The following is a 19,313-nucleotide window of genomic DNA, read 5'->3' as shown; positions in this document are numbered from 1 at the left end:
CGTGAGAGCGTGCGGGAACTGATCGGCCGCCAGGCTGAATGCGATGCCCTCGACCAGGTCGTGACCGCGATCCGGTCCGGTCAGAGCCGGGCGCTGGTGGTGCACGGTGACGCAGGTGTCGGCAAGACGGCCCTGCTGGGCTACCTGTCCCACCACGCCACCGACTGTCGTGTGACCCGGGTGTCCGGGGTCGAGTCCGAGATGGTCCTGTCGTTCTCCGGCCTGCACCAGCTGTGCGTACCGGCTTTGCACCTGCTGGACCGGCTTCCGCCGCCTCAGAGCGAGGCTCTGCGGACGGTGTTCGGCCTGAGCTCTGGGCCGCAGCCTCCCAGCTTCCTGATCGGCCTTGCCGTCCTGGGGTTGCTGGCCGAAGCGGCCGAGACGCAGCCGCTGCTGTGCATCGTCGATGACCAGCAGTGGCTGGACGGGTGCTCTGCGCAGATCCTGGCGTTTGTTGCGCGCCGGTTGGACGCCGAGTCGGTCGGACTGGTTTTTGCGGCCCCAGCCGTCGACGCGCTGCTGGCTGGTGTCACCGAGTTCCCGGTCAGGGGGCTGACCGATCAGGACTCCCGCCGGCTCGTGGATGACGTCCTGTCTGGCCCGATCGACGCCAAGGTGCGGGACCAGTTGATTGCTGAGGCCCACGGCAACCCGCTCGCCTTGCTGGAGCTGCCGCGCTGTCTCACACCGGCCCAGCTGGCGGGTGGCTTCGGTGTGCCCGGTGCCGGCACGGTCGAGGAGAGCTTCCGGCGTCGCGTCGAAGCGATGCCGGCCGAAACCCGCCGGCTGCTCCTGGTCGCCGCCGCCGAGCCCTCAGGCAACGACGCGCTGGTACGCCGAGCCGCGGGGCGACTGGGGATCGGACCAGAAGCAGAGGCGGCCGCAGCGGATGCGGGGCTGGCGGAGTTCGCGCCCCGGATCAGGTTCCGGCACCCGTTGGTCCGGGCGGCGGTCTATCGCTCCGCACCGGCGGCGGAGCGTCGCGAGATCCATCGAGTACTCGCAGAGTCGACCGATGCTGCGACCGACCCCGATCGGCTGGCCTGGCATCGGGCCGAGGCAGCTGCTGGGCCGGACGCGCTGGTGGCGGCGGAACTTGAGCACTCGGCCGGCAGAGCGCGGGCCCGGGGTGGCTTCTCCGCGGAGGCGGCCTTCCTGCGCCGCTCGGCCACCCTCACCATCGACCCGGCGTCGCGAGCTACGCGCGCTCTCGCAGCCGCGCAGGCGCAGCTTCGGACCGGGGCGTACGACACGGCGGCCGACCTGCTCGCCGTGGCCGAGGGCGAGCAGTTGACGGAGCTGCAGCGAGCTCAGGCGGACCTGGTGCGGGCACAGTTGGCCTTCGTGACGAACCGGGGTAACGACGCACCGCCGCTGATGCTGGCCGCGGCACAGCGGCTCGAACCGATCGACCTCGGGCTGGCGCGGGCGACGTACCTGGATGCGTTGTCGGCGGCGATCTTCGCCGGGCGCCTTGCCACGCCAGGTGGTGACGTGATCGACGTGGCGCGCGCAGCCGCGGCGGCTCCACAGCCTCTGGCCAGGCGTGCTGCCGATCTGGTGCTCGATGGCAGTGCGTTGTACTACCGCGATGGGTACGCAGCGGGTGCCGAGCAGTTGCACCAGGCGCTTGCCGGCTTCGGCTCGGACATGTCGGTCGACGAAGAGCTCCAGCTGCTGTGGATGGCCACGACGACATCGATGCGGCTCTGGGATGCGGATCGTTGGGAGCAGTTGTCCGAGCGACACCTGCAGCTGGCGCGGCAGACCGGCGTACTGAGTGATCTCGCGCTCGCACTCACTTCACATGCCTACTGGACGGTGTTCGCGGGCGACCTGTCCGAGGCAGCTGCGCTGACTGCGGAGGTGGAGACGGCCAACGAGGTCACCGGCGGCAAGCTCGCGCCGTACGGGCAGCTCGCTCTGGCTGCCTTTCGGGGCGATCGGGCCAGGACGGTCGCACTGGTCGAATCCACCAAGCGGGACGCGACTCTGCGCGGTGAGGGGATCGGAATCGCGTTTGCCGAGTGGGCGACCGCTGTCCTCGGCAACGGGCTCGGGCGGTACCAGGATGCTGCTGAGGCGGCGGAGCGTGCGTGTGAGGACCCGCGTGATGCGTTGTCGATGACTCTGGCGCCAGCGGAGCTGGTCGAGGCAGCTGTGCGGATCGGCGCGACCGACCTTGCCCAACGGGCCGGCACGGCGCTGGGCGAGATGGCTGGTGCGACCGGCACGCCATGGGCGCTGGGCGCGCATGCCCGTGCGCAGGCGTTGCTCAGCCACGGTGAGCAGGCCGAGCGGTTCTATCGCGAGGCACTCGCGCATCTGGGTAAGACGAAGCTCCGGGTCGAGGTGGCGCGCACCCAGTTGCTGTACGGCGAGTGGCTGCGGCGCGAGCGTCGTCGTACCGATGCCAGGGAGGCACTGCGGACAGCGCACGGCATGTTCGAGTCGATGGGGATGACCGGCTTCGCTGAGCGGGCGCGGCGTGAGCTGCAGGCGGCTGGTGGGGCCGCACGCAAGCGGGTGGTGCCTGCTCAGGCTGAGCTGACCGCGCAGGAGACGCAGATCGCCCGGATGGCTCGGGACGGTCTGTCCAACCCGGAGATCGCGACCCGCCTGTTCATCAGTGCGCGGACGGTGCAGTACCACCTGCGCAAGGTGTTCACGAAGCTCGGGATCACGTCCCGCAGCCAGCTGGACCGTGTGTTGACGTGAGTGCCGGGGAGCCGTCGCCGCTGATGCTTCTGGTTCGCATGGCGTCAGCGTGCGTGCGTGCCGTCACACCGGTCGATTAGGTTGCAGGTTCCTGCAATGTGATGGCGTTCGAGGGTGTCGGCTTCGGCGTACCGGACGCCGGCGGCGAAGCGCGTCTTGACCTCCAGGGCGTCCATCAGCTTCGCCACTTCGTACCGCACGGTGCGGACGCTGAGGGTCAGCCGGTCGGAGATGTCCTCGTCGGTGCAGCCGTCGCCGAGCAGTGCCGCGATGACGTGCTGGCGCGGGGTCAGACCGGCCGTGTAGTGCTCCCGAAGCTCCACCGCGCGCACTGCGCCGCAGCGGACCGCTCGCAGGTACTGCTTGGCGGCGTTGACGCACTCCGTGCCGTGGATCATCATCAGGCTCCGCTTGCCGTTCAGCACCGGACCCTCGACGATCACTCGCTCGCCGTCCAGCAGCTTGAGCTGGATCGGCCCGAAGGACACGTGGTACGGCATGTCGTCGGCGGCGACGATGAAGTCGGTGACGGTCGGCGAGCCCTCGCTGATGTCGAAGAAGCTCGTCATCCGCAGACCCGCCTCGACCAGCTCGCGGTTGTAGCGGTGGCTGGGCGCGAACGTCTCTACGCTCTGGTGCCGGGTCCACGTGACGGCCGTCAGCTCCTCCGCCTTGCCGCAGTGCCCCTCGAGCCAGTCGCGCAGGGCGAAGCGGTCCGAGACGACGAACACCTCAGCCTCACACGGGCGTCTGGCCAGCAGGTCGTCGCAGTACCTGGCACGGACCACCTGGAGCCGCAGGGACGCGTCCAGGACCTCTTGGCGGCCCACATTCGTGGTGCCCCGGCTGTGCAACGTGCTGTGCATGCTGATCTGGCGCATCTTCTCCACCGCCCCGTGACTCCCCAGTCGCCCGACATGTTCTCACGTAATCGGCCTGTCATGGCTGGAGTGGCGTGTCCGTAGCAGTCGGCTGGCTACTGTGGCAGTTGTCTGGTGTGCAGGGAACGTCGACGACGCGAGAGGGTGCAGATGCTGGGACTGCCGACGGGGATCCGGGTCTGTCTGTTCGATCTGGACGGAGTGCTCACCGATACCGCGGCGGTGCACGCCGCAGCCTGGAAAGAGATGTTCGACCAGTTTCTCCAGGACTATGCGAAGCGGCAGGGCAGCAAGTTCCAGCCCTTCGACGCACGCGCCGAGTACGACGACTATGTCGACGGCAAACCGCGGATGGACGGTGTCCGCGACTTCCTGACGTCTCGTGGCATCACACTGCCGGAGGGGACGCCGGACGACCCACCGGACGCCGAGACGGTGAACGGGCTCGGCAACCGCAAGAACGAGGCGGTCCAGCAGCGCATCCGCACTGAGGGCGTGCATGTGTTCGAGGGCTCGCGGCGCTACCTGCAAGCCGCCACGGAGGCCGGACTACGCCGGGCCGTGGTCTCGTCGAGTGCGAACACCCGCGAGGTGCTCGACGTCACCGGCCTCGCCCAGTACGTCGAGGAGATCGTGGACGGCGTGACGATCCGGACCGACGGGCTGAAGGGCAAGCCGGCACCGGACACGTTCCTGGCCGCGGCCAAACGGTTCGGGGTCGATCCGTCCGAGGCAGCTGTGTTCGAGGACGCGCTGGCCGGTGTCGCCGCCGGGCACGCCGGTGGGTTCGGCCGGGTGGTCGGCGTGGACCGGGTCGGACAGGCCGAAGAGCTCAAGGCGCACGGCGCGGACGTCGTCGTACAGGATCTGGCCGAGCTGTTGGACGGGGGAGAGCAGTGATCGATCGTGGGCATCACCCTGTCGAGCCATGGCGGTTGCGCGAGACCCGGCTGGCGCTGGACGACCTGGCGCAGTCGGAGTCGCTGTTCGCTCTGTCCAACGGGCACATCGGACTGCGGGGCAACCTCGACGAGGGAGAGCCGTATGCGATCCCGGGCACCTATCTGAACTCGTTCTACGAGGCACGTCCGCTCCCGTACGCCGAAGCCGGCTACGGCTATCCGGAGTCCGGGCAGACGCTGGTCGACGTGACCAACGGGAAGCTGATCCGGCTCCTGGTCGACGACTCACCGTTCGACGTTCGCTACGGCTTCCTGACCAAGCATGAGCGGTCTCTGGACTTCCGCACCGGCTTGCTGCAACGCGACGTGGACTGGACCTCACCGGCCGGCAAGCGCATCAAGGTGACCAGCCGGCGGCTGGTGTCGCTGACCCAGCGTGCGGTCGCAGCGATCGAGTACACAGTCGAGGCGGTCGATCAGCCGGCCCGGTTCGTGATTCAGTCCGAGCTGGTGGCCAATGAGGCGCAGCCGACGCTGTCTGACGACCCACGGGTTGCAGCGGTGCTCGACAACCCGCTCAAGCCGGTCAGTCACGACGGCGGCGACCATGGCACAGTCCTGATCCACCGGACCACACACAGCCGCCAGTTGATGGCCGCAGCGATGACCCACGAGGTGGAGGCGCCGACCCGGTTCGAGATTGACCAGGACATCCGTGAGGACTGGGCGCGAACCACGGTGATCTGTCAGCTCCAGCCTGGCGAGAAGCTGCGCGTTGTGAAGTACCTGTCCTACGGCTGGTCGAGTCTGCGGTCGGAGACCGCGATCCGGGACCAGGTAGCGGCCGGACTGGCCAGTGCGCGCTTCTCGGGCTGGGACGGGTTGGTAAAGCAGCAGGCCGAGTTCCTGAACGACTTCTGGGACGGTGCCGATGTCGAGGTAGGCGGGCACCCCGAGCTGCAGCAGGCTGTCCGGTTCGCGCTCTTCCATGTCCTGCAGGCAGGTGCGCGGGCAGAGCGCCGGGCGATCCCCTCCAAGGGACTGACCGGTGCCGGATATGACGGTCACACCTTCTGGGACACCGAAGGCTTCGTCCTGCCGGTGCTGACCTACACCATGCCGGATGCGGCGGCAGATGCGCTGCGCTGGCGGCACACGACACTGAGCATGGCCAAGGAACGGGCCGACGTACTGGGGTTGCGTGGCGCAGCGTTCCCGTGGCGGACCATCCGTGGCCAGGAGTGCTCCAGCTACTGGCCTGCCGGTACGGCGGCCTTCCACATCAACGCGGACATCGCCGAAGCGGTGATGCGGTATCACCGGGCCACCGGCGACGACCAGTTCATCGAAGAGGTCGGGCTGGAGCTCCTGGTCGAGACTGCTCGGCTGTGGTCCTCGCTTGGGCACCATGACACCCATGGGCAATGGCATCTGCCCGGTGTGACCGGACCGGACGAGTACAGCGCGGTTGCCGACGACAACGTCTTCACCAACCTGATGGCCGCGCGGAACCTGCAGGCGGCGGCCGAGATGGCCATGCAGTTCCCAGGACTCGCTCGGACGCTCGGTGTCGACAGTGAGGAAGAGGCGGAGTGGCGTGATGCCGCTGCGGCTGTCTACATCCCGTACGACGAAGAGCTCGGCGTCCATCCGCAGTCCGAGGGCTTCACCGGGTATGCGGAGTGGGACTTCAAGGGCTACAAGGACAAATACCCGCTGCTGCTGCACGCGCCGTACTTCCAGCTCTACCGGATGCAGGTGGTCAAGCAGGCGGACCTGATCCTGGCGACGTACTGGTGTGGTGACGCGTTCACGCCTGAGCAGAAGGCCCGCGACTTCGAGTACTACGAACGGATCACCGTGCGGGACTCGTCGCTGTCGGCGTGTGTCCAGGCAGTGATGGCGGCTGAGGTCGGTCATCTGGATCTGGCCTACGACTACGCCTACGAGGCCGCGCTGATCGACCTGCGGAACCTGCACAACAACACCGGCGACGGACTGCACATGGCGTCGCTGGCCGGAGCCTGGACGGCGCTGGTTGCCGGGTTCGGCGGGCTGCGGGACCGGGACGGCATCCTCGCGTTCGATCCGGCGTTGCCACAGGGATTGACGAAGCTGTGCTTCTCGGTCCGGTGGCGTGGGGTCCGGTTGACGGTGGACGTGAGCCCGACGTCGGTCACCTACACGGTGCGCGACGGCGAGGACGCCAGCATCACCCTCCGGCACGTGGGGGAGGAGCTGACGGTCACCGCCGGTACGCCGGCCACCCGGCCGCTGGCCAAGCGGGTGCCGCTCCTCGACCGGCCGACCCAGCCGGTCGGCCGCGAACCTCGCCCGGCCTTCGCGGGCGAGGACCGCTGAGCCGGCTAGTTCTTGGCGGCGAGCTTCTCGGCGGTTCCGACGAGCAGCACCGAGGCGATCACGGCGGTGACGAAGCCGAGGATGTTGAGTTCGAAGATGCCACCGGTGCCGAGGATGTTCGCGATCGTGCCGCCGATGACGGAACCCGCGAGGCCGAGCAGCAGGGTGGCGAACAGGCCGAGACGCTGCTTGCCGGGCGTGAAGAGCCGCGCCAGTGCCCCGATGATGAGTCCCGCGACGATGAAGCCGATCATGTGCTGATTCCTCCGAGTTGTCCTGGTCTCACACCAGTGTGGCGGCCCAGCGGCCGCCGCACAGTTGGAGATCACCCTGATCGCCCCCGGAGAGCACCCTGGGATCAGGTCGTGACCTGAGCGTCGAAGAGTGGGGTGTTCTCCTGCAGGTGCGGCACCCGCTCGAGCCGGCTCAGCGCCTGGGCCATCGCGCGCTGGGAACCCGCCTCGGTCGGCACCAGCGTCCGGAAGGCCAGCTGGCACGGACTGCCCGTCCTGAGCAGCTCGGCGTAGAACTCGATGTCCTGCAGGTCCACTCGCTCCTTGAGAAGCTGGCGGGTGGCCTTCCCGCAGCGCAGCAGACCGGCGTAGAACGTCTGAGACGCAGGTGTCTTCACAGCGATGGCCTGGTCGGCCAGGGCCTTCAGAACGAAGTACTCCGCGCTGGCAGTCTTGTCCCGCAGGTAGCGCAGGCCGGCGACCTCGCCGGGGGAGTCGGACAGGCCGCACACTGCCCACCCCGGCGGCACGATGAGTGCCTGTGAGGCCGGAACGTTGCCCGGCAGCTGAGTCTGCGGTGACAGGATGCCGCTGTTCGCCACTGCCTTCAGTGCGGTCTTGGACGCGGCGTCGGGCGGGCTGGCGAACGGCGCTGCCACCACCCGCGTGCTCCACTTCGCATCCGGTACGACGATCACCGCGAGGTTGCCGGTGTTCTTGAGCAGCAGGCTCGTTCGCGAAGAGTCCGTCGCGGCTTCCAACCGGATACCGTCCACCGCGGTGACCGCCGGGAGCCGACGGGTCGACTTCGAACAGTCCGCGGCTGCCTTCGGCGTCGCCGCCGGCTTCTTGGTGCCGTTCGACGGTTTCGACGACGACTTCGACGGCGGTGCGGTCGGTGCGTCGTCACCGACGTACTCCGAACCGACTGCGCTCGAGCATCCGGCAGCGCCGAGTGCCGTCACGACTACTGCTATCACTGTGGGCACGACTGCCCGACTGCGTCCCGCCTTCATGGTGTCCCCCTGAATGGTGCAACCGAGCTCACTAGGTCCCCACCTGCCCGGTTCACAACATGTGTAGCCGCCAGTGTCGCACCGCGCTGCGGCCGACGACAACGTCTGCTCCGGCGTGCCCACCCGGTACCCTGCCCGTGTGGTGGACGTAACGCGATCGCAGCTGCTGCGCTCCCTGGTGATCCTGGGTGCGCTGGTCGGCCTGTTCGCACTCCACGGCAACGTCGGGCATTCGGGCCGGCCGGAGCAGGTCACTGTCGGTTCGGTCGCGATTACGCTGCCGCTCGACGCGCATGGTGCGGTAGAGCGGCTCGAGCAGGTCGCCATGGTCGCGCCGATGACGCTGCCCGTCGATGCCTCCGACCATCAGCATCTGCTGGTGCCCTGCGCCCTGCTGATCGGCTCGGTGCTGCTGCTCGGCCTTGGGCTGTTGCTGACCCGCCAGCGGTTCGCTGACGCGCCGCTGCGGGCGCCTGCCCGGCGCATGCCCTGGCTGCGGACTGTGGTTCCAGCAGCTCCGGATCTGACGAGACTCTGCATCCTCCGGACGTGACGGTCAGCCGCTCCGCCAGCTGACCTCACTCGTTCACGCATTTCTGCGTGCTTTTCCGGAAGGAAGCCGTCATGCGGCTGTCACTTCGCGGCGTAGTCGCCGCTGCACTCTTCGCCCTCGTCCTGAGCGGCTGCGGTACCGAGACACCCACAAGCTCGAACACTCCGGTGCCTTCCCAGCCCACGATGACCCCGAGCAAGACACCAAGCGAGACACCGAGCAGTACGCCGACACCCGTCGTACCGGCTGCTGATGTGACCGTCGACGTGAAGATCGCCGGCGGCAAGAGCACGCCGAGCGGGCAGACCGTGAAGGCGAAGACCGGTCAGAAGGTCCGGATCACGGCGGTCAGTGACGTGGCTGATTCGCTGCACGTCCACGGCTATGACAAGACGCTGGACCTCAAGCCGGGCAAATCGGTCTCGGTGGAGTTCACCGCCGACACCAAGGGCAGCTTCGAGGTCGAGACGCACGAGAGCGGGAAGCTCGTCTTCAAGCTGCAGGTGAGCTGAGTGATTCCACTGCATGGGATCGGCGGGCGTCAGGACCTGCCGATCCCGTTCGGCCTGGCTGTGACCGGTGCCGGGATCGCGATCGCACTGTCGTTCGTCATCCTGGCCGTCGCCTGGCGGTCACCGAAGTACCGCGGAGCCACCAGCGGTACGCCGCTCCCGGCTGCACTGCGCACTGCGCTCGACTCGTCCTGGTTGCGCTGGGTGGTCCGGCTGTTCGGCCTTGCCCTCTTCGGGTACGCCGCACTGGCCTTGCTGGCCGGAGTGGACCGGCTGACGAACCCGATCTTCGGATTCGTCTACATCCTGGTCTGGGTCGGACTGGTACCGCTGTCGCTACTGCTCGGGCCGGTCTGGCGCACCCTCAACCCACTCCGGACCCTGCACCTGCTGGCTTGCCGGGTGCTCCGCCATGACCCGCGGCGCGGTCTGTTCGAACTCTCACCACGGGTGGGGCTCTGGCCGGCCGCATTCGGGATCTTCGCGTTCGCCTGGCTCGAACTGGTCGCACCTGACCGGGCAACGCTGCTGGTGGTGCAGGGCTGGCTTGCCCTCTACGTCGTTTACGTCATGTTCGGCGCGGTGCTGTTCGGCGACCGGTGGTTCGCCGCCGCGGACCCGTTCGAGGCCTACGCGACCCTGATGGCCAAGCTGTCGCCTTGGGGACGCCGCAGTGACGGCGCGATCGTCGTACGGCGTCCGCTGGAGAACCTGGACAGCCTGACAGTCAGACCGGGCTTGGTCGGACTGGTGGCCGCGCTACTCGGATCTACCGCGTACGACGGGTTCTCCCGATCGAGCAGGTGGATCGGATGGGCGCAGAACTCCGGCTACTCGCAGACTCTGCTCGGGACTCTGGCGCTGCTCGGCTTCGTGCTGTTCGTGCTGATCACCTACTCAGCGGCGACTGTGCTCGCAGGACGGATCTCGGACAGCTCTCGGACCAGACTGCCGGGACTGTTCGCGCACTCCGTGGTGCCGATCGTGCTCGGCTACGTGGTCGCGCACTACTTCACTCTGCTCGTGCTGGAAGGCCAGCGCACCGTCATCCTGCTCAGCGATCCACTCAGCCGAGGCTGGAACGTGTTCGGCACCGGACTGAACGGAGTGAACGCAGGAATCACCAACCACACCACAGCGGTCGCCACCGTCCAGGTGAGCGCGGTGGTGATCGGTCACCTCCTGGGTGTGATCTCAGCCCACGACCGCGCGGTCGCCCTCTTCCCCCGTGGGCGCGCATTGGCCGGCCAGATCCCGCTCCTGGTCGTCATGGTTGCGTACACGATGGGAGGGCTTCTACTGCTCTTCTCCGCTTGATCCGCACCTGGCCGAACGTGATGCCGGTGAAGACGAGAGCGAGGCCGAGGACCTGACGGGTGGTCAGGGACTCGGCCGAGAAGAGCAGACCGAGCAGTACGCCGGTCACCGGGTTGAGGAGTCCGATCAGGCCGACCGTGGCTGCGTTGAGGTGGCGGAGGCCGGTGAACCAGGCGGTGAAGGCCAGTGCGGTCGCCACCAGGCCGACGTACGCGAAACCGGCGACGGCAGGGAGGTCAAGGGTGGGTGGTCGGCCTTCGAAGACCAGCGCGAACGGGACGAGGACCAGTCCGCCGGCGATCAGCTGCCAGGAGGTGGTGGCTAGTGGGCCATCGGCGCGGCCCCACTTCTTGGCCAGGACGTAGCCGCAGGACGACATGGTCAGTGCGGCGACCGAAGCGAGCACTCCGCGCAGGTCGACCGCCGACGTACCGCCGCCGAGTAATAGACAGACGCCGGCGAATCCGGCCGCGGCGCCGGTCAGAACTGCTGCTGTGGGGCGCTCGGACAGGAGGACCCAGGCGAACAGCGCCATGGTCATCGGTGCGGCGGACATGATCGTGGCTGCCAAGCTGACCGGTAGTAGCTGGGCCGCCAGGTAGATGAGGGCGAAGAACGCGCCCATGTTGCACACACCCAGCAGTAGCGAGCGCCACCACCACACACCGTGGGGGAGTCGCCGCGCCAGGGCGAGCAGGAGCAGTCCGGCGGGCAGTGCGCGGAACACCGCGCCGTACAAGGGGTATCCGGCCGGTAGGTACTCGTGGGTGACGAAGTAGTTCGTTCCCCACGCCACCGGAGCGATCGCGGTCACGAGAGCCCAGCGGTAGGTATTTTCCATGGAAGACAATATATCTTCCCGGGAAGATATACTCGACCGGTGACTGAGAAGGACCATGTGGCCCGGATCCAGGCCGAGTGGCGGATCGAGCGGCCGGACATCGACACCAGCCCACAGGGCGTAATCGGCCGGATGCACCGGATCGGCGCGCACCTGACCGGAGAGCTGACCCTGCTGTACTCGCGGTTCGGCCTCACCGAGGGCGAGTTCGACGTACTGGCCGCGCTGCGCCGCGCCGGAGCGCCGTACGAGCGGGCGCCGGGGGAGATCGCCGTCCACACGATGGTGACGACCGGTGCGGTCACCAAACGCGTCGATCGGCTCGAATCGGCCGGACTGGTCCTGCGGCAGCGCAGCGCGGCCGACGGGCGCGGGCGGGTGATCCGGCTCACCCCTGCCGGCCGCCGGGTGATCGACCGCGCCTTCGCCGCGCATATGGACAACGAAAAGCGGCTTCTCGGCGTCTTACGGCCTGATGAGACGGCTCAGTTGGAGGAGATCCTGGCCGCGTGGCTGGCCCGGATCGAGGACACGGCACAATAGGCCTGCCCGCGAGATCGCGAATTCTTGACCGCGGCATGACATCGCGTCAGGGCATTCCGGTCCACCATGGCATCCGGGACCCGGTAGCCTCCTCCTGGGTGGCCGTTCACGTGATTGTCCGGTTCGGTCCAGCGCAGCACACCAGGAAGGTCAGCTCCACACCATGGGTTCCACTGTTACTCCCGGGCGCGGGTCGATGCGCGCCCGTGTGCTCGCGATGCTGCCGGGCCCGGCGCGCAAGTTCCTGGGGCGGGGGAAGCGGGCCGTGGCCGAAGGTGGCAAGACGATGGCTGCGAATGTCGACCGCAAGCGCCGGGAGGCGGCCCTGCCGCCGAACCCGGAGGTTCCGGAGTCCGAGATCCGGTTGTTCGTGGGTCCGGCCAACTTCGCCGGTCAGGGCACCACCTGGTCCCGGGCGGCCGAGCGGCACCTCGCGGGCGTGCAGGCCAAGAACATGCAGTACGCCGGCGGCGCGTACCGGTTCCCGGCCGACCTCGAGGTGGAGCGCGAGCTGCTCGACGACCGGGTCTGGCAGGACCGCCAGGTCGACTATCTGACCAACGGCAACTACACCCACGTGCTGATCGAGGCCGGTCGCCCGGTCTTCGGCACCCGCTTCGCGCGGAACGCCGCCGGCGACGTGAAGACGCTCAAGGCGGCCGGCGTCAACGTCGGCCTGGTCGCGCACGGTTCCGACGTCCGCCTGCCGAGCCGGCACGCCGAGACGCACGAGTGGTCGCCGTTCCACGAGCGGGACGACTTTTTCACCCGGCTGGAGGCGCAGGCCAAGCGTGAAGGCCTGCTGTTCAACACCTTCGAGGGTCCGACCTTCGTGTCCACCCCGGACCTGCTGGTCGACGTACCGGGTGCCAAGTGGCTGCCGGTCGTGATCGACCCGGACCGCTGGGCCAACGACGAGCCGGTGCTCGAGCGGGAGCGTCCGATCGTCCTGCACGCACCGACCAACCCGCGGTTCAAGGGCACCGAGTACGTCGAGGCGGCCATGCAGCCGCTGCACGACAAGGGCCTGATCGAGTACCGCCGGCTCACCGGCATCCCGAGCGAGGAGATGCCGGCCGCGATGGCGGGGGCCGACATCGTGCTCGAGCAGTTCGTGCTCGGCCCGTACAGCGTGACCGCGTGCGAGGCGATGGCCGCCGGCCGGGTGGTCGTCGTGAACGTCGACGAGGACGTCCGCAAGCACGTCAGCTCGGTGACCGGACGCGACCTGCCGATCGTGCACGCCGACCCGACCACCATCGGCGAGGTCGTCGAACAGATCGTGGCCGACCGGGAGGCCGCCCGCGCGGTCGCCGCCCGCGGCCCGGAATACGTCCGTGCGGTGCACGACGGAACCATGTCCAGCGAAGTTCTCGGGACCTGGCTCACGCCGGGCGCGAGCTGAACCAGAGAAAGCCATCATGACTGACCTGCAGGAGTTCGCCGGCGTGGACATCGCTGTGATCGTGCCGTGCTACAACGAGGCTGTCGCTGTGACCAAGGTGGTGACCGAGCTGCGCGCCGCGCTGCCGACGGCCAGCATCTACGTGTACGACAACAACTCCACCGACGACACCGCGGCACTCGCCCGGGCCGCCGGTGCGATCGTGCGGCACGAGTCCCGCAAGGGCAAGGGCAACGTGGTGCGCCGGGCGTTCTCCGACGTCGACGCCGATGTCTACGTGCTGATCGACGGCGACGACACGTACGACGCCGCCCGCGCGGGCGATCTGGTCCGCGTGCTGCTGCAGGGGCCGTACGACCACGTCGTCGGTGTCCGCAAGCACACCAACGAAGAGGCGTACCGGCCCGGCCACACCCTGGGCAACCGGGTCCTCACCGGCACGGTCGGCACGCTGTTCGGCCGGCAGATCACCGACATGCTCAGCGGCTACCGGGTCTTCTCCCGGCGCTACGTGAAGTCGTTCCCGGCGCTCGCGCAGGAGTTCGAGATCGAGACCGAGCTGACCATCCACTCGCTGCACCTGCGGGTCCCGGTGGCCGAGCTCGCGATCGGCTACAAGGAGCGCCCGACCGGTGGTGAGAGCAAGCTGCGCACCTACCGCGACGGGATGCGGATCCTGCGCTGGATCGTCACCGTCACCCGGATCGAGCGGCCGACGCTGTTCCACGGCCTGCTGGCCTCGGTCTTCGGCGTCGTCTCGCTGATCCTCGGCATCCCGCTGATCGCCGAGTACGTCGACACCGGCCTGGTCCCGCGGTTCCCGACCGCGATCCTGGCGTCGGCGATGGGCATCGTCGGGATCCTGGTGCTGGCGGTCGGATATGTCCTGGACGCGATCACCCGTGGCCGGCAGGAGGCGGCCCGGCTGGCCTACCTCCGGCTGCCGGCTCCGCAGACCATCGACGCGGCGCCCGGTGAGCTTCCGGTCCCCGTCGTACCGGCCGAGGAAGAGTCACCCCAGGTCGTCTGACCGCAACGCCTTCAGCTCGTCCCGTAGGGCGTCTCGCTCGGTAGTCATCGCTTCCAGCTCTGCCACTGTGGAATCCAGCGTCTGCTGGATCTCCTGGTGGCGGAGCTCTTGCGTTCTGCGGACCAGTCCCTCGACGACGTGCTCGTCGACCAGCCGCAGCAGCGTGCGGCCCTCCAGCGGGCCGGGTGACCGGGAGCGGTCGAGGTAGGAGTGCAGCTCGCCGACCTCGTCGTCGACGCGTCGGCAGACGACAGCCGCGCCCCAATCGGTGTCTGCGAGCGGATGCGCCTCAGCGGCTTGCAGTCCGGCTGCCACCAGCGCCTGAATCACCGAACCGAGCGGCAGCTCAGCCGGCGGCCACGGCAGCAGCAACAGGACAACCGCACCCGGTACGGCGTCCGCCAGCACTGCAGGCAGATCGCCGGCGGCGGCGGGAGACTCGGCCACTGTCACTACGGTCACGACGTCATCCGCTTCCGGTGACGGGACTGTGTCGGTCACCTTCATCAGAGGCGGCCAGGTGTGCTCGGAGCCGGTGCGATCGACGACTGTCCCGTCTTCGGGCAGCCAGGTGCGGACTAGTTCGTTGAGCTGCATTCAGAACACCCTTTGCAGGACGAGGAAACCGGTCGGCGCGCCCCGGAAGCCATAGGGGACGAAGCGGTCCACCTGCATCCCCACCGGCTCCAGCAGGCTCTGGTAGCGGTGCAGGGCGCGGGTCCGCTGGTAATACGACCAGGTGCGGTCCGCATCGGACTCGTGGTCTACAAGGAGGAGCAGACCGCCCAGCCGGACCAGTGCGGCCAGATTGAGCACCGAGGTCTCCCACAGCGCGTCGTCCATGATGTGGAACAGCACATCGATGCTGTAGACGACGTCGTACAGGTGGGGTGGCTTCCAGTCGGCCAGTGGGGACAGGTGGAAGCTGCTGTGGCCGGTCGCGTTCGCGCGGCACAGGTCGATCGCGTGCTCACTGACGTCGATGCCGTCGATCGCATGCCCGAACCGCGCCATCGAGTGCGCGAACCAGCCCTTGCCGCAGCCGGCGTCGAGGATGCGCAGCGGAGCCGCGGCCTCGGTGCGGTCGCCGATGATGTTGAGCAGCCGGCCGAGCCGCACCGCGTAGAAGATCTCGTTGCTGAACTCGTCGTACCCGGCGTCGCCGCCCGAGCGCAGCGCACCGAGCCGTCGGTGCCGACGGTCCCAGTGCTCGATGGTCTCGTCCGTCCCGAGTTGGTCCACGAATTTCACCCTACCCTTGAACGCACAGCCTCGGCCTGTGGATGGTGGAGGCCGGTGAACAGCGCGAGTGCGATCGCGTACTCCGGTTGTGGATCCTGCTCGGCTGCGGCGAGGCTGTCCCCGAGCCGGGTCCGGGCGACGGCTTCGTTGTATCGGTCGGCGAGTGCCTGGTAGATGTCGGCCGCAGCGCGGTAGTTGCTGATCGCCTCGTCGTAGCGACCGCGCAGTACGGCGAGGTGCGCGACGCTGTCGTACGTCGCAGCCAGGCTCGGAGGGTCGTCGAGGGCCCGCAATCGGTGGAGTGACTCGACACAGGCGGTTTCTGCGTCGGCCAGCTCACCGAGCTGCGCGAGCTCCCAGCCGACGGAGTTCAGCGTGACGGCGCTCTGGAGCTCGTCGCCGAGTGCCGCGTAGAGGGCCAGCGATTCCTGCACGAGTGCCAGCGCCTCGTCGTACCGGCCGAGGCTGCTGACCGCATAGCCGAGCACTCGGAGTGCTCTGGCCTCGGCTGCCGCGTCACCGGTCTGACGGGCAGCTGTGAGCGACCGGCTGGCATGCTCTGCGGCCGTGCTGAACCTCTCCAGCCGGATGTCGGCCAGTGCGAGGTCGAGGTGCGGTTTGACCTCGGCGGCCGGGCTATCGGCCGCACGCAGCGCCAGCTCGGCGACTGAGATCCAGTCGTGCCAGTGTCCGCTGCGATCGAGGTAGTCGGACAGGACAGGGAGGAACGCGGCCGGTTCAGTGGCCGCGAACGCCAGCAGAGCAAGGCGTTCGGCGTCGAACCACGCGAGGTCTGCTGTCGGTGCAGTCCGCAGGTAGTACTCCCGGATGCGGTGCTCGGCAGCCTGGTCGCTCGGTAGGTCTTGGGCATAGCTGCGCAGGAGGTCATGCAGAGTGAAGACTCCGGGCTGCGGCTCGTCGATGAGGTGTGCACGGCGCAGCTCCCGCAGTACGGCGGTTGGCGCGCTGCCGAGGGCCGCCCGGGCCGCAGCGGTGGTGAAGGTCGGACCGGGATGCCGACCGATCAGCCGAAACATCTGTGCAGCCGGGCTGCTCAGGTCGGCGTACGACCAGGAGAACACCGCACGCAGGTCGGTGTAGGAGTCGTCGCCGGACAGGGAGTCCAGACGGCTGGTGCGCAGCTCGCCGGCGATCGCAGTGAGATCGAAGTCGCGCTGCAAGGCGACTCTGGTGGCAACCAGGGCCAGGGCGAGTGGCAGCCCGGCGCACAGTCGGACCAGCTCGGCTGCGGCAGTCGAGTCGGCGCTGACCTTCTCGGCGCCGAGCCGGCTGCTCAACAGTCGCAGCGCGGCATCGGTCGGCAGTAGATCCAGGATGATCGGCTCGGCACCGGCCGCGATCACGCCGTCCAGCTGGATCCGGGTAGTGATCACCACGAGACAGCTCGCCGTACCGGGCAGCAGCGGCCGGACCTGCTCGGCGTCGTGGGCGTTGTCGAGCAGCACCAGCAGTCGGCGGCCAGCCACGAAGCTACGGAACAGTGCGGCCTTCCCATCGAGGTCTGACGGGATGGTGTTGGCAGGGACGTTCAGTGCGGTGAGGAAGCTGTGCAGTGCGTCCTCGGCGGAGACCGGTGCGGCCACTGGCTCGAAGCCACGCAGGTTGACGTAGAGCTGGCCGTCGGGGAACCGCTCGGCGTTCTGATGGGCCCAGTGGATAGCGAGCGTCGTCTTGCCGACCCCCGCCGTACCCATGACGACAGCGATTCGCCGGTCGTCTCGACCGGCCAGTTCGTCCAGCGCCTTGAGCTCTAGCTCACGGCCTACCGGCCGAACTCCCGGACTGGGCAGCTGCCGCGGCACCGGCTGCGTGCTGCCGCTGGTCCGCGCCAACAGACGCTGGTAGACAGCCTGAAGCTCCGGACTGGTGTCCACGCCGAGCTCGTCAGCGATCCGGCGGCGGATCTCGTCGTACCGGTCGAGAGCCTCCGCAGGGCGACCACAGGCATCCAGTACGACGATGAGTCGTTGCCAGAGTGATTCGCGCAGCGGATGCGCGGTGGCGAGCTCCAGCAGCCGGGGGAGCTGCGCAGCATCGGGGGAGCGGTCAGTGAGGCGCTCGACCGTGTCCAGATAGCGCTCTACGAGCCGAGGCGTCTCGAATCGCTCCAGCCAGGTGCCGGTGAGTCCAGCGAACGGCGTGCCTCGCCAGAGCGCGAGTGCTTCCTCGAGCCGACCCTCTTGAGCTAGCCGGTCGAACTGGATCACATCCGCGTCTGCGACAGCCAGTTGGTAGCCATCCGGTCGAGTCCGCAGCAGCTCAGGCCCGAGTCGGCCGCGGAGGCGCGACACGAGGGTGTAGATGCTCGCGCGTGGATCAGCCGGCTGTTCGTCGTCGCCCCACAGCATGGTGGCCAGCCGGTCCGGAGCGACGGTCTCGCCGGCGTGCAGGGCGAGTGCCGCCAGTAGGGTGCGTGGACGCGCACCGGGCAGCTCGAGCGGGACACCGTCGAGGATAAGCTCGAACGGACCGAGACAACGAAGCTGCAGCCGGCCAGCCGAAGCGTTGTCCACCGAATGACCTTAGCCTCCGCCAAGGACAGTTGGCGTCAGGTTTGCAGGTGGATTGCAAGGTCCGAGTCCGGCAGTTCGCCGCTATGGTGGGCCGGTGCTGGAGTGCCGGGTTCTGGGGCCCGTCCGAGTGCTGGTCGACGGGGCCGTGGTCGAGGTCGGGGGAGCGCTGCCCCGACGCCTGATCGCTGCGCTCGCACTGGCGGACGGCAAGCCGGTGTCGGACGACCGGTTGGCCCAGGCGATGTGGGACGACGGATCACCGGCCAAAGCAGCCGCTGCGATGCAGGCGTACGTGTCCAGACTGCGGTCCGCGCTCGGGACGGCGTACCGCGACCGGCTGGGGCGTACACCGGCCGGATGCTTCCTCCATGCCGACGAGGTGCGCCGCTGTTGCTGATCCACGGCATGGCGGCGCACCACGACTTGTGGGGGGACGAACTGCTCTCCGCGTTGGAGGCCAGGTTCGACATCGTCGCGTACGACCATCGGGGGATCGGACGTGGTGACCGGGCGGACGAACCGTTCACGGTGGCGGACCTGGCCGACGACGCGGCCGCGGTGATCGAGTCGGTGGGGTGGACCGACGCGCATGTCGCCGGCATGTCGCTCGGCGGGATGGTGACGCAGGAGCTGGCAATCCGGCATCCGGACGTCGTGCGGTCGATCGCGCTCGGGTGCACCTGGGCCGGTGGACCCGAGGGCGTGATCTCGGAGACGTCGCGCCGGATGGTCGAGGCGATCGCCACCCGGGACGTCGAGCACGGGCTGCGCACCAGCTTCGAGGCGAACTTCTCCCGCCGGTACGCCACCGAGGTCCCCGGCGCCCGCGAGATCTACCGGCGGAGAGCGCTCTCGGTGAAGGTTCCGGTACCGGTTGTGCTCATGCAGTGGGCAGCGGCCCAGGCACACGACACTACGGCCAGCCTCGGAGCGGTCGACGTACCGGCGTTGATCATGCACGGCACCGCGGACGCCGGGATCCCGGTAGAGAACGCTCTCCGGCTCTCCGAACTGTTGCCCGCGGCCCAGTTGGAGCTCTTCGAGGGAGTCGGTCACCTGCTCTGGTGGGAGGACCCGGAGCGGACAGCGGCGTTGCTGATCGCCCAATCCGGAGGCTGATCGGCAACGAACCATTCCGGCCCACCTCGCGTCCTTCGGCGTGGGGGTGGTGTCGTGCCGAACGATGGGTGGGTAACCTGCCCTGGTCGTTGGCCGATCGGATAGG

18 protein-coding genes are annotated in these 19,313 nt (G+C 68.3%); 11 read left to right on the top strand and 7 right to left on the bottom strand.

Features of this window, described 5'->3' with window-relative positions:
• The first annotated feature begins 9 nt into the window (after window positions 1–9).
• Entirely contained in the window at window positions 10–2,718 is a 2,709-nt protein-coding gene (locus tag OG474_RS45915) for an ATP-binding protein (protein WP_405060019.1), read from the top strand.
• A 44-nt stretch (window positions 2,719–2,762) separates the two neighbouring features.
• On the opposite strand, the gene OG474_RS45910 is transcribed toward OG474_RS45915, so the two are convergent.
• Window positions 2,763–3,599, bottom strand: a complete 837-nt coding sequence (locus tag OG474_RS45910) for a helix-turn-helix transcriptional regulator (protein WP_405064686.1) — start codon at window positions 3,597–3,599, stop codon at window positions 2,763–2,765.
• 150 nt (window positions 3,600–3,749) lie between these two features.
• Between OG474_RS45910 and OG474_RS45905 the strand changes: the two genes are divergently transcribed.
• Window positions 3,750–4,499, top strand: a complete 750-nt coding sequence (locus OG474_RS45905; RefSeq protein ID WP_405060018.1) for a beta-phosphoglucomutase family hydrolase — start codon at window positions 3,750–3,752, stop codon at window positions 4,497–4,499.
• Window positions 4,496–6,862: a glycoside hydrolase family 65 protein gene (locus OG474_RS45900; protein WP_405060017.1), complete on the top strand. Its 2,367-nt coding sequence runs from the start codon at window positions 4,496–4,498 to the stop codon at window positions 6,860–6,862. The genes OG474_RS45905 and OG474_RS45900 overlap by 4 nt, the downstream gene beginning before the upstream one ends.
• Before the next feature lie 5 nt (window positions 6,863–6,867).
• On the opposite strand, the gene OG474_RS45895 is transcribed toward OG474_RS45900, so the two are convergent.
• Window positions 6,868–7,116: a GlsB/YeaQ/YmgE family stress response membrane protein gene (locus OG474_RS45895; protein ID WP_405060016.1), complete on the bottom strand. Its 249-nt coding sequence runs from the start codon at window positions 7,114–7,116 to the stop codon at window positions 6,868–6,870.
• Between the two features lie 104 nt (window positions 7,117–7,220).
• On the bottom strand, window positions 7,221–8,060 hold the full coding sequence (locus tag OG474_RS45890; protein ID WP_405060015.1) for a hypothetical protein: 840 nt from the start codon (window positions 8,058–8,060) through the stop codon (window positions 7,221–7,223).
• A 190-nt stretch (window positions 8,061–8,250) separates the two neighbouring features.
• On the opposite strand from OG474_RS45890, the gene OG474_RS45885 reads away from it, so the two are divergent.
• The 3 genes from OG474_RS45885 (at window position 8,251) to OG474_RS45875 (ending at window position 10,493) form a co-directional block, all read left to right on the top strand.
• Window positions 8,251–8,664 (top strand): hypothetical protein, encoded by a 414-nt coding sequence (locus OG474_RS45885; protein ID WP_405060014.1) that lies wholly within the window; start codon window positions 8,251–8,253, stop codon window positions 8,662–8,664.
• A gap of 71 nt (window positions 8,665–8,735) precedes the next feature.
• A complete protein-coding gene (locus OG474_RS45880; protein WP_405060013.1) occupies window positions 8,736–9,176 on the top strand; it encodes a hypothetical protein in 441 nt (146 codons plus the stop codon).
• Window positions 9,177–10,493, top strand: coding sequence for a hypothetical protein (locus OG474_RS45875; protein ID WP_405060012.1), 1,317 nt, complete (start codon window positions 9,177–9,179; stop codon window positions 10,491–10,493).
• Here OG474_RS45875 and OG474_RS45870 read toward each other — a convergent pair.
• On the bottom strand, window positions 10,444–11,334 hold the full coding sequence (locus OG474_RS45870; RefSeq protein ID WP_405060011.1) for a DMT family transporter: 891 nt from the start codon (window positions 11,332–11,334) through the stop codon (window positions 10,444–10,446). The genes OG474_RS45875 and OG474_RS45870 overlap by 50 nt on opposite strands.
• A gap of 39 nt (window positions 11,335–11,373) precedes the next feature.
• Between OG474_RS45870 and OG474_RS45865 the strand changes: the two genes are divergently transcribed.
• The 3 genes from OG474_RS45865 to OG474_RS45855 all read left to right on the top strand — a co-directional run bounded on the left by OG474_RS45865 (window position 11,374) and on the right by OG474_RS45855 (window position 14,312).
• Window positions 11,374–11,877 carry a MarR family winged helix-turn-helix transcriptional regulator gene (locus OG474_RS45865; RefSeq protein ID WP_405060010.1) on the top strand — a complete coding sequence of 168 codons (504 nt, stop codon included), beginning with the start codon at window positions 11,374–11,376 and terminating at the stop codon, window positions 11,875–11,877.
• Between the two features lie 163 nt (window positions 11,878–12,040).
• Entirely contained in the window at window positions 12,041–13,282 is a 1,242-nt protein-coding gene (locus OG474_RS45860; protein WP_405060009.1) for a hypothetical protein, read from the top strand.
• 16 nt (window positions 13,283–13,298) lie between these two features.
• The gene (locus tag OG474_RS45855) at window positions 13,299–14,312 is read left to right on the top strand and encodes a glycosyltransferase (RefSeq protein ID WP_405060008.1); all 1,014 of its coding nucleotides are present in this window, start codon (window positions 13,299–13,301) and stop codon (window positions 14,310–14,312) included.
• Here OG474_RS45855 and OG474_RS45850 read toward each other — a convergent pair.
• The 3 genes from OG474_RS45850 to OG474_RS45840 are packed head-to-tail and all read right to left on the bottom strand — an operon-like array spanning window position 14,295 to window position 18,088.
• On the bottom strand, window positions 14,295–14,909 hold the full coding sequence (locus OG474_RS45850; RefSeq protein WP_405060007.1) for a hypothetical protein: 615 nt from the start codon (window positions 14,907–14,909) through the stop codon (window positions 14,295–14,297). The genes OG474_RS45855 and OG474_RS45850 overlap by 18 nt on opposite strands.
• Window positions 14,910–15,554 (bottom strand): class I SAM-dependent methyltransferase, encoded by a 645-nt coding sequence (locus OG474_RS45845; protein WP_405060006.1) that lies wholly within the window; start codon window positions 15,552–15,554, stop codon window positions 14,910–14,912.
• Between the two features lie 5 nt (window positions 15,555–15,559).
• Complete coding sequence (locus tag OG474_RS45840) at window positions 15,560–18,088, bottom strand: BTAD domain-containing putative transcriptional regulator (protein ID WP_405060005.1); 2,529 nt, start codon at window positions 18,086–18,088, stop codon at window positions 15,560–15,562.
• Window positions 18,089–18,182: 94 nt separating this feature from the next.
• Here OG474_RS45840 and OG474_RS45835 point away from each other — a divergent pair, with 94 nt between their 5' ends.
• Window positions 18,183–18,485 (top strand): winged helix-turn-helix domain-containing protein, encoded by a 303-nt coding sequence (locus OG474_RS45835; protein WP_405060004.1) that lies wholly within the window; start codon window positions 18,183–18,185, stop codon window positions 18,483–18,485.
• On the top strand, window positions 18,479–19,207 hold the full coding sequence (locus tag OG474_RS45830) for an alpha/beta fold hydrolase (protein ID WP_405060003.1): 729 nt from the start codon (window positions 18,479–18,481) through the stop codon (window positions 19,205–19,207). Before OG474_RS45835 ends, OG474_RS45830 begins: the two co-directional genes overlap by 7 nt.
• The last annotated feature ends 106 nt before the right edge of the window (window positions 19,208–19,313 follow it).

Origin of the sequence: Kribbella sp. NBC_01505 (assembly GCF_045040285.1) — a bacterium.
Classification (GTDB): Bacteria; Actinomycetota; Actinomycetes; order Propionibacteriales; family Kribbellaceae; genus Kribbella.
This window is presented reverse-complemented; position numbering and strand designations above follow the sequence as displayed.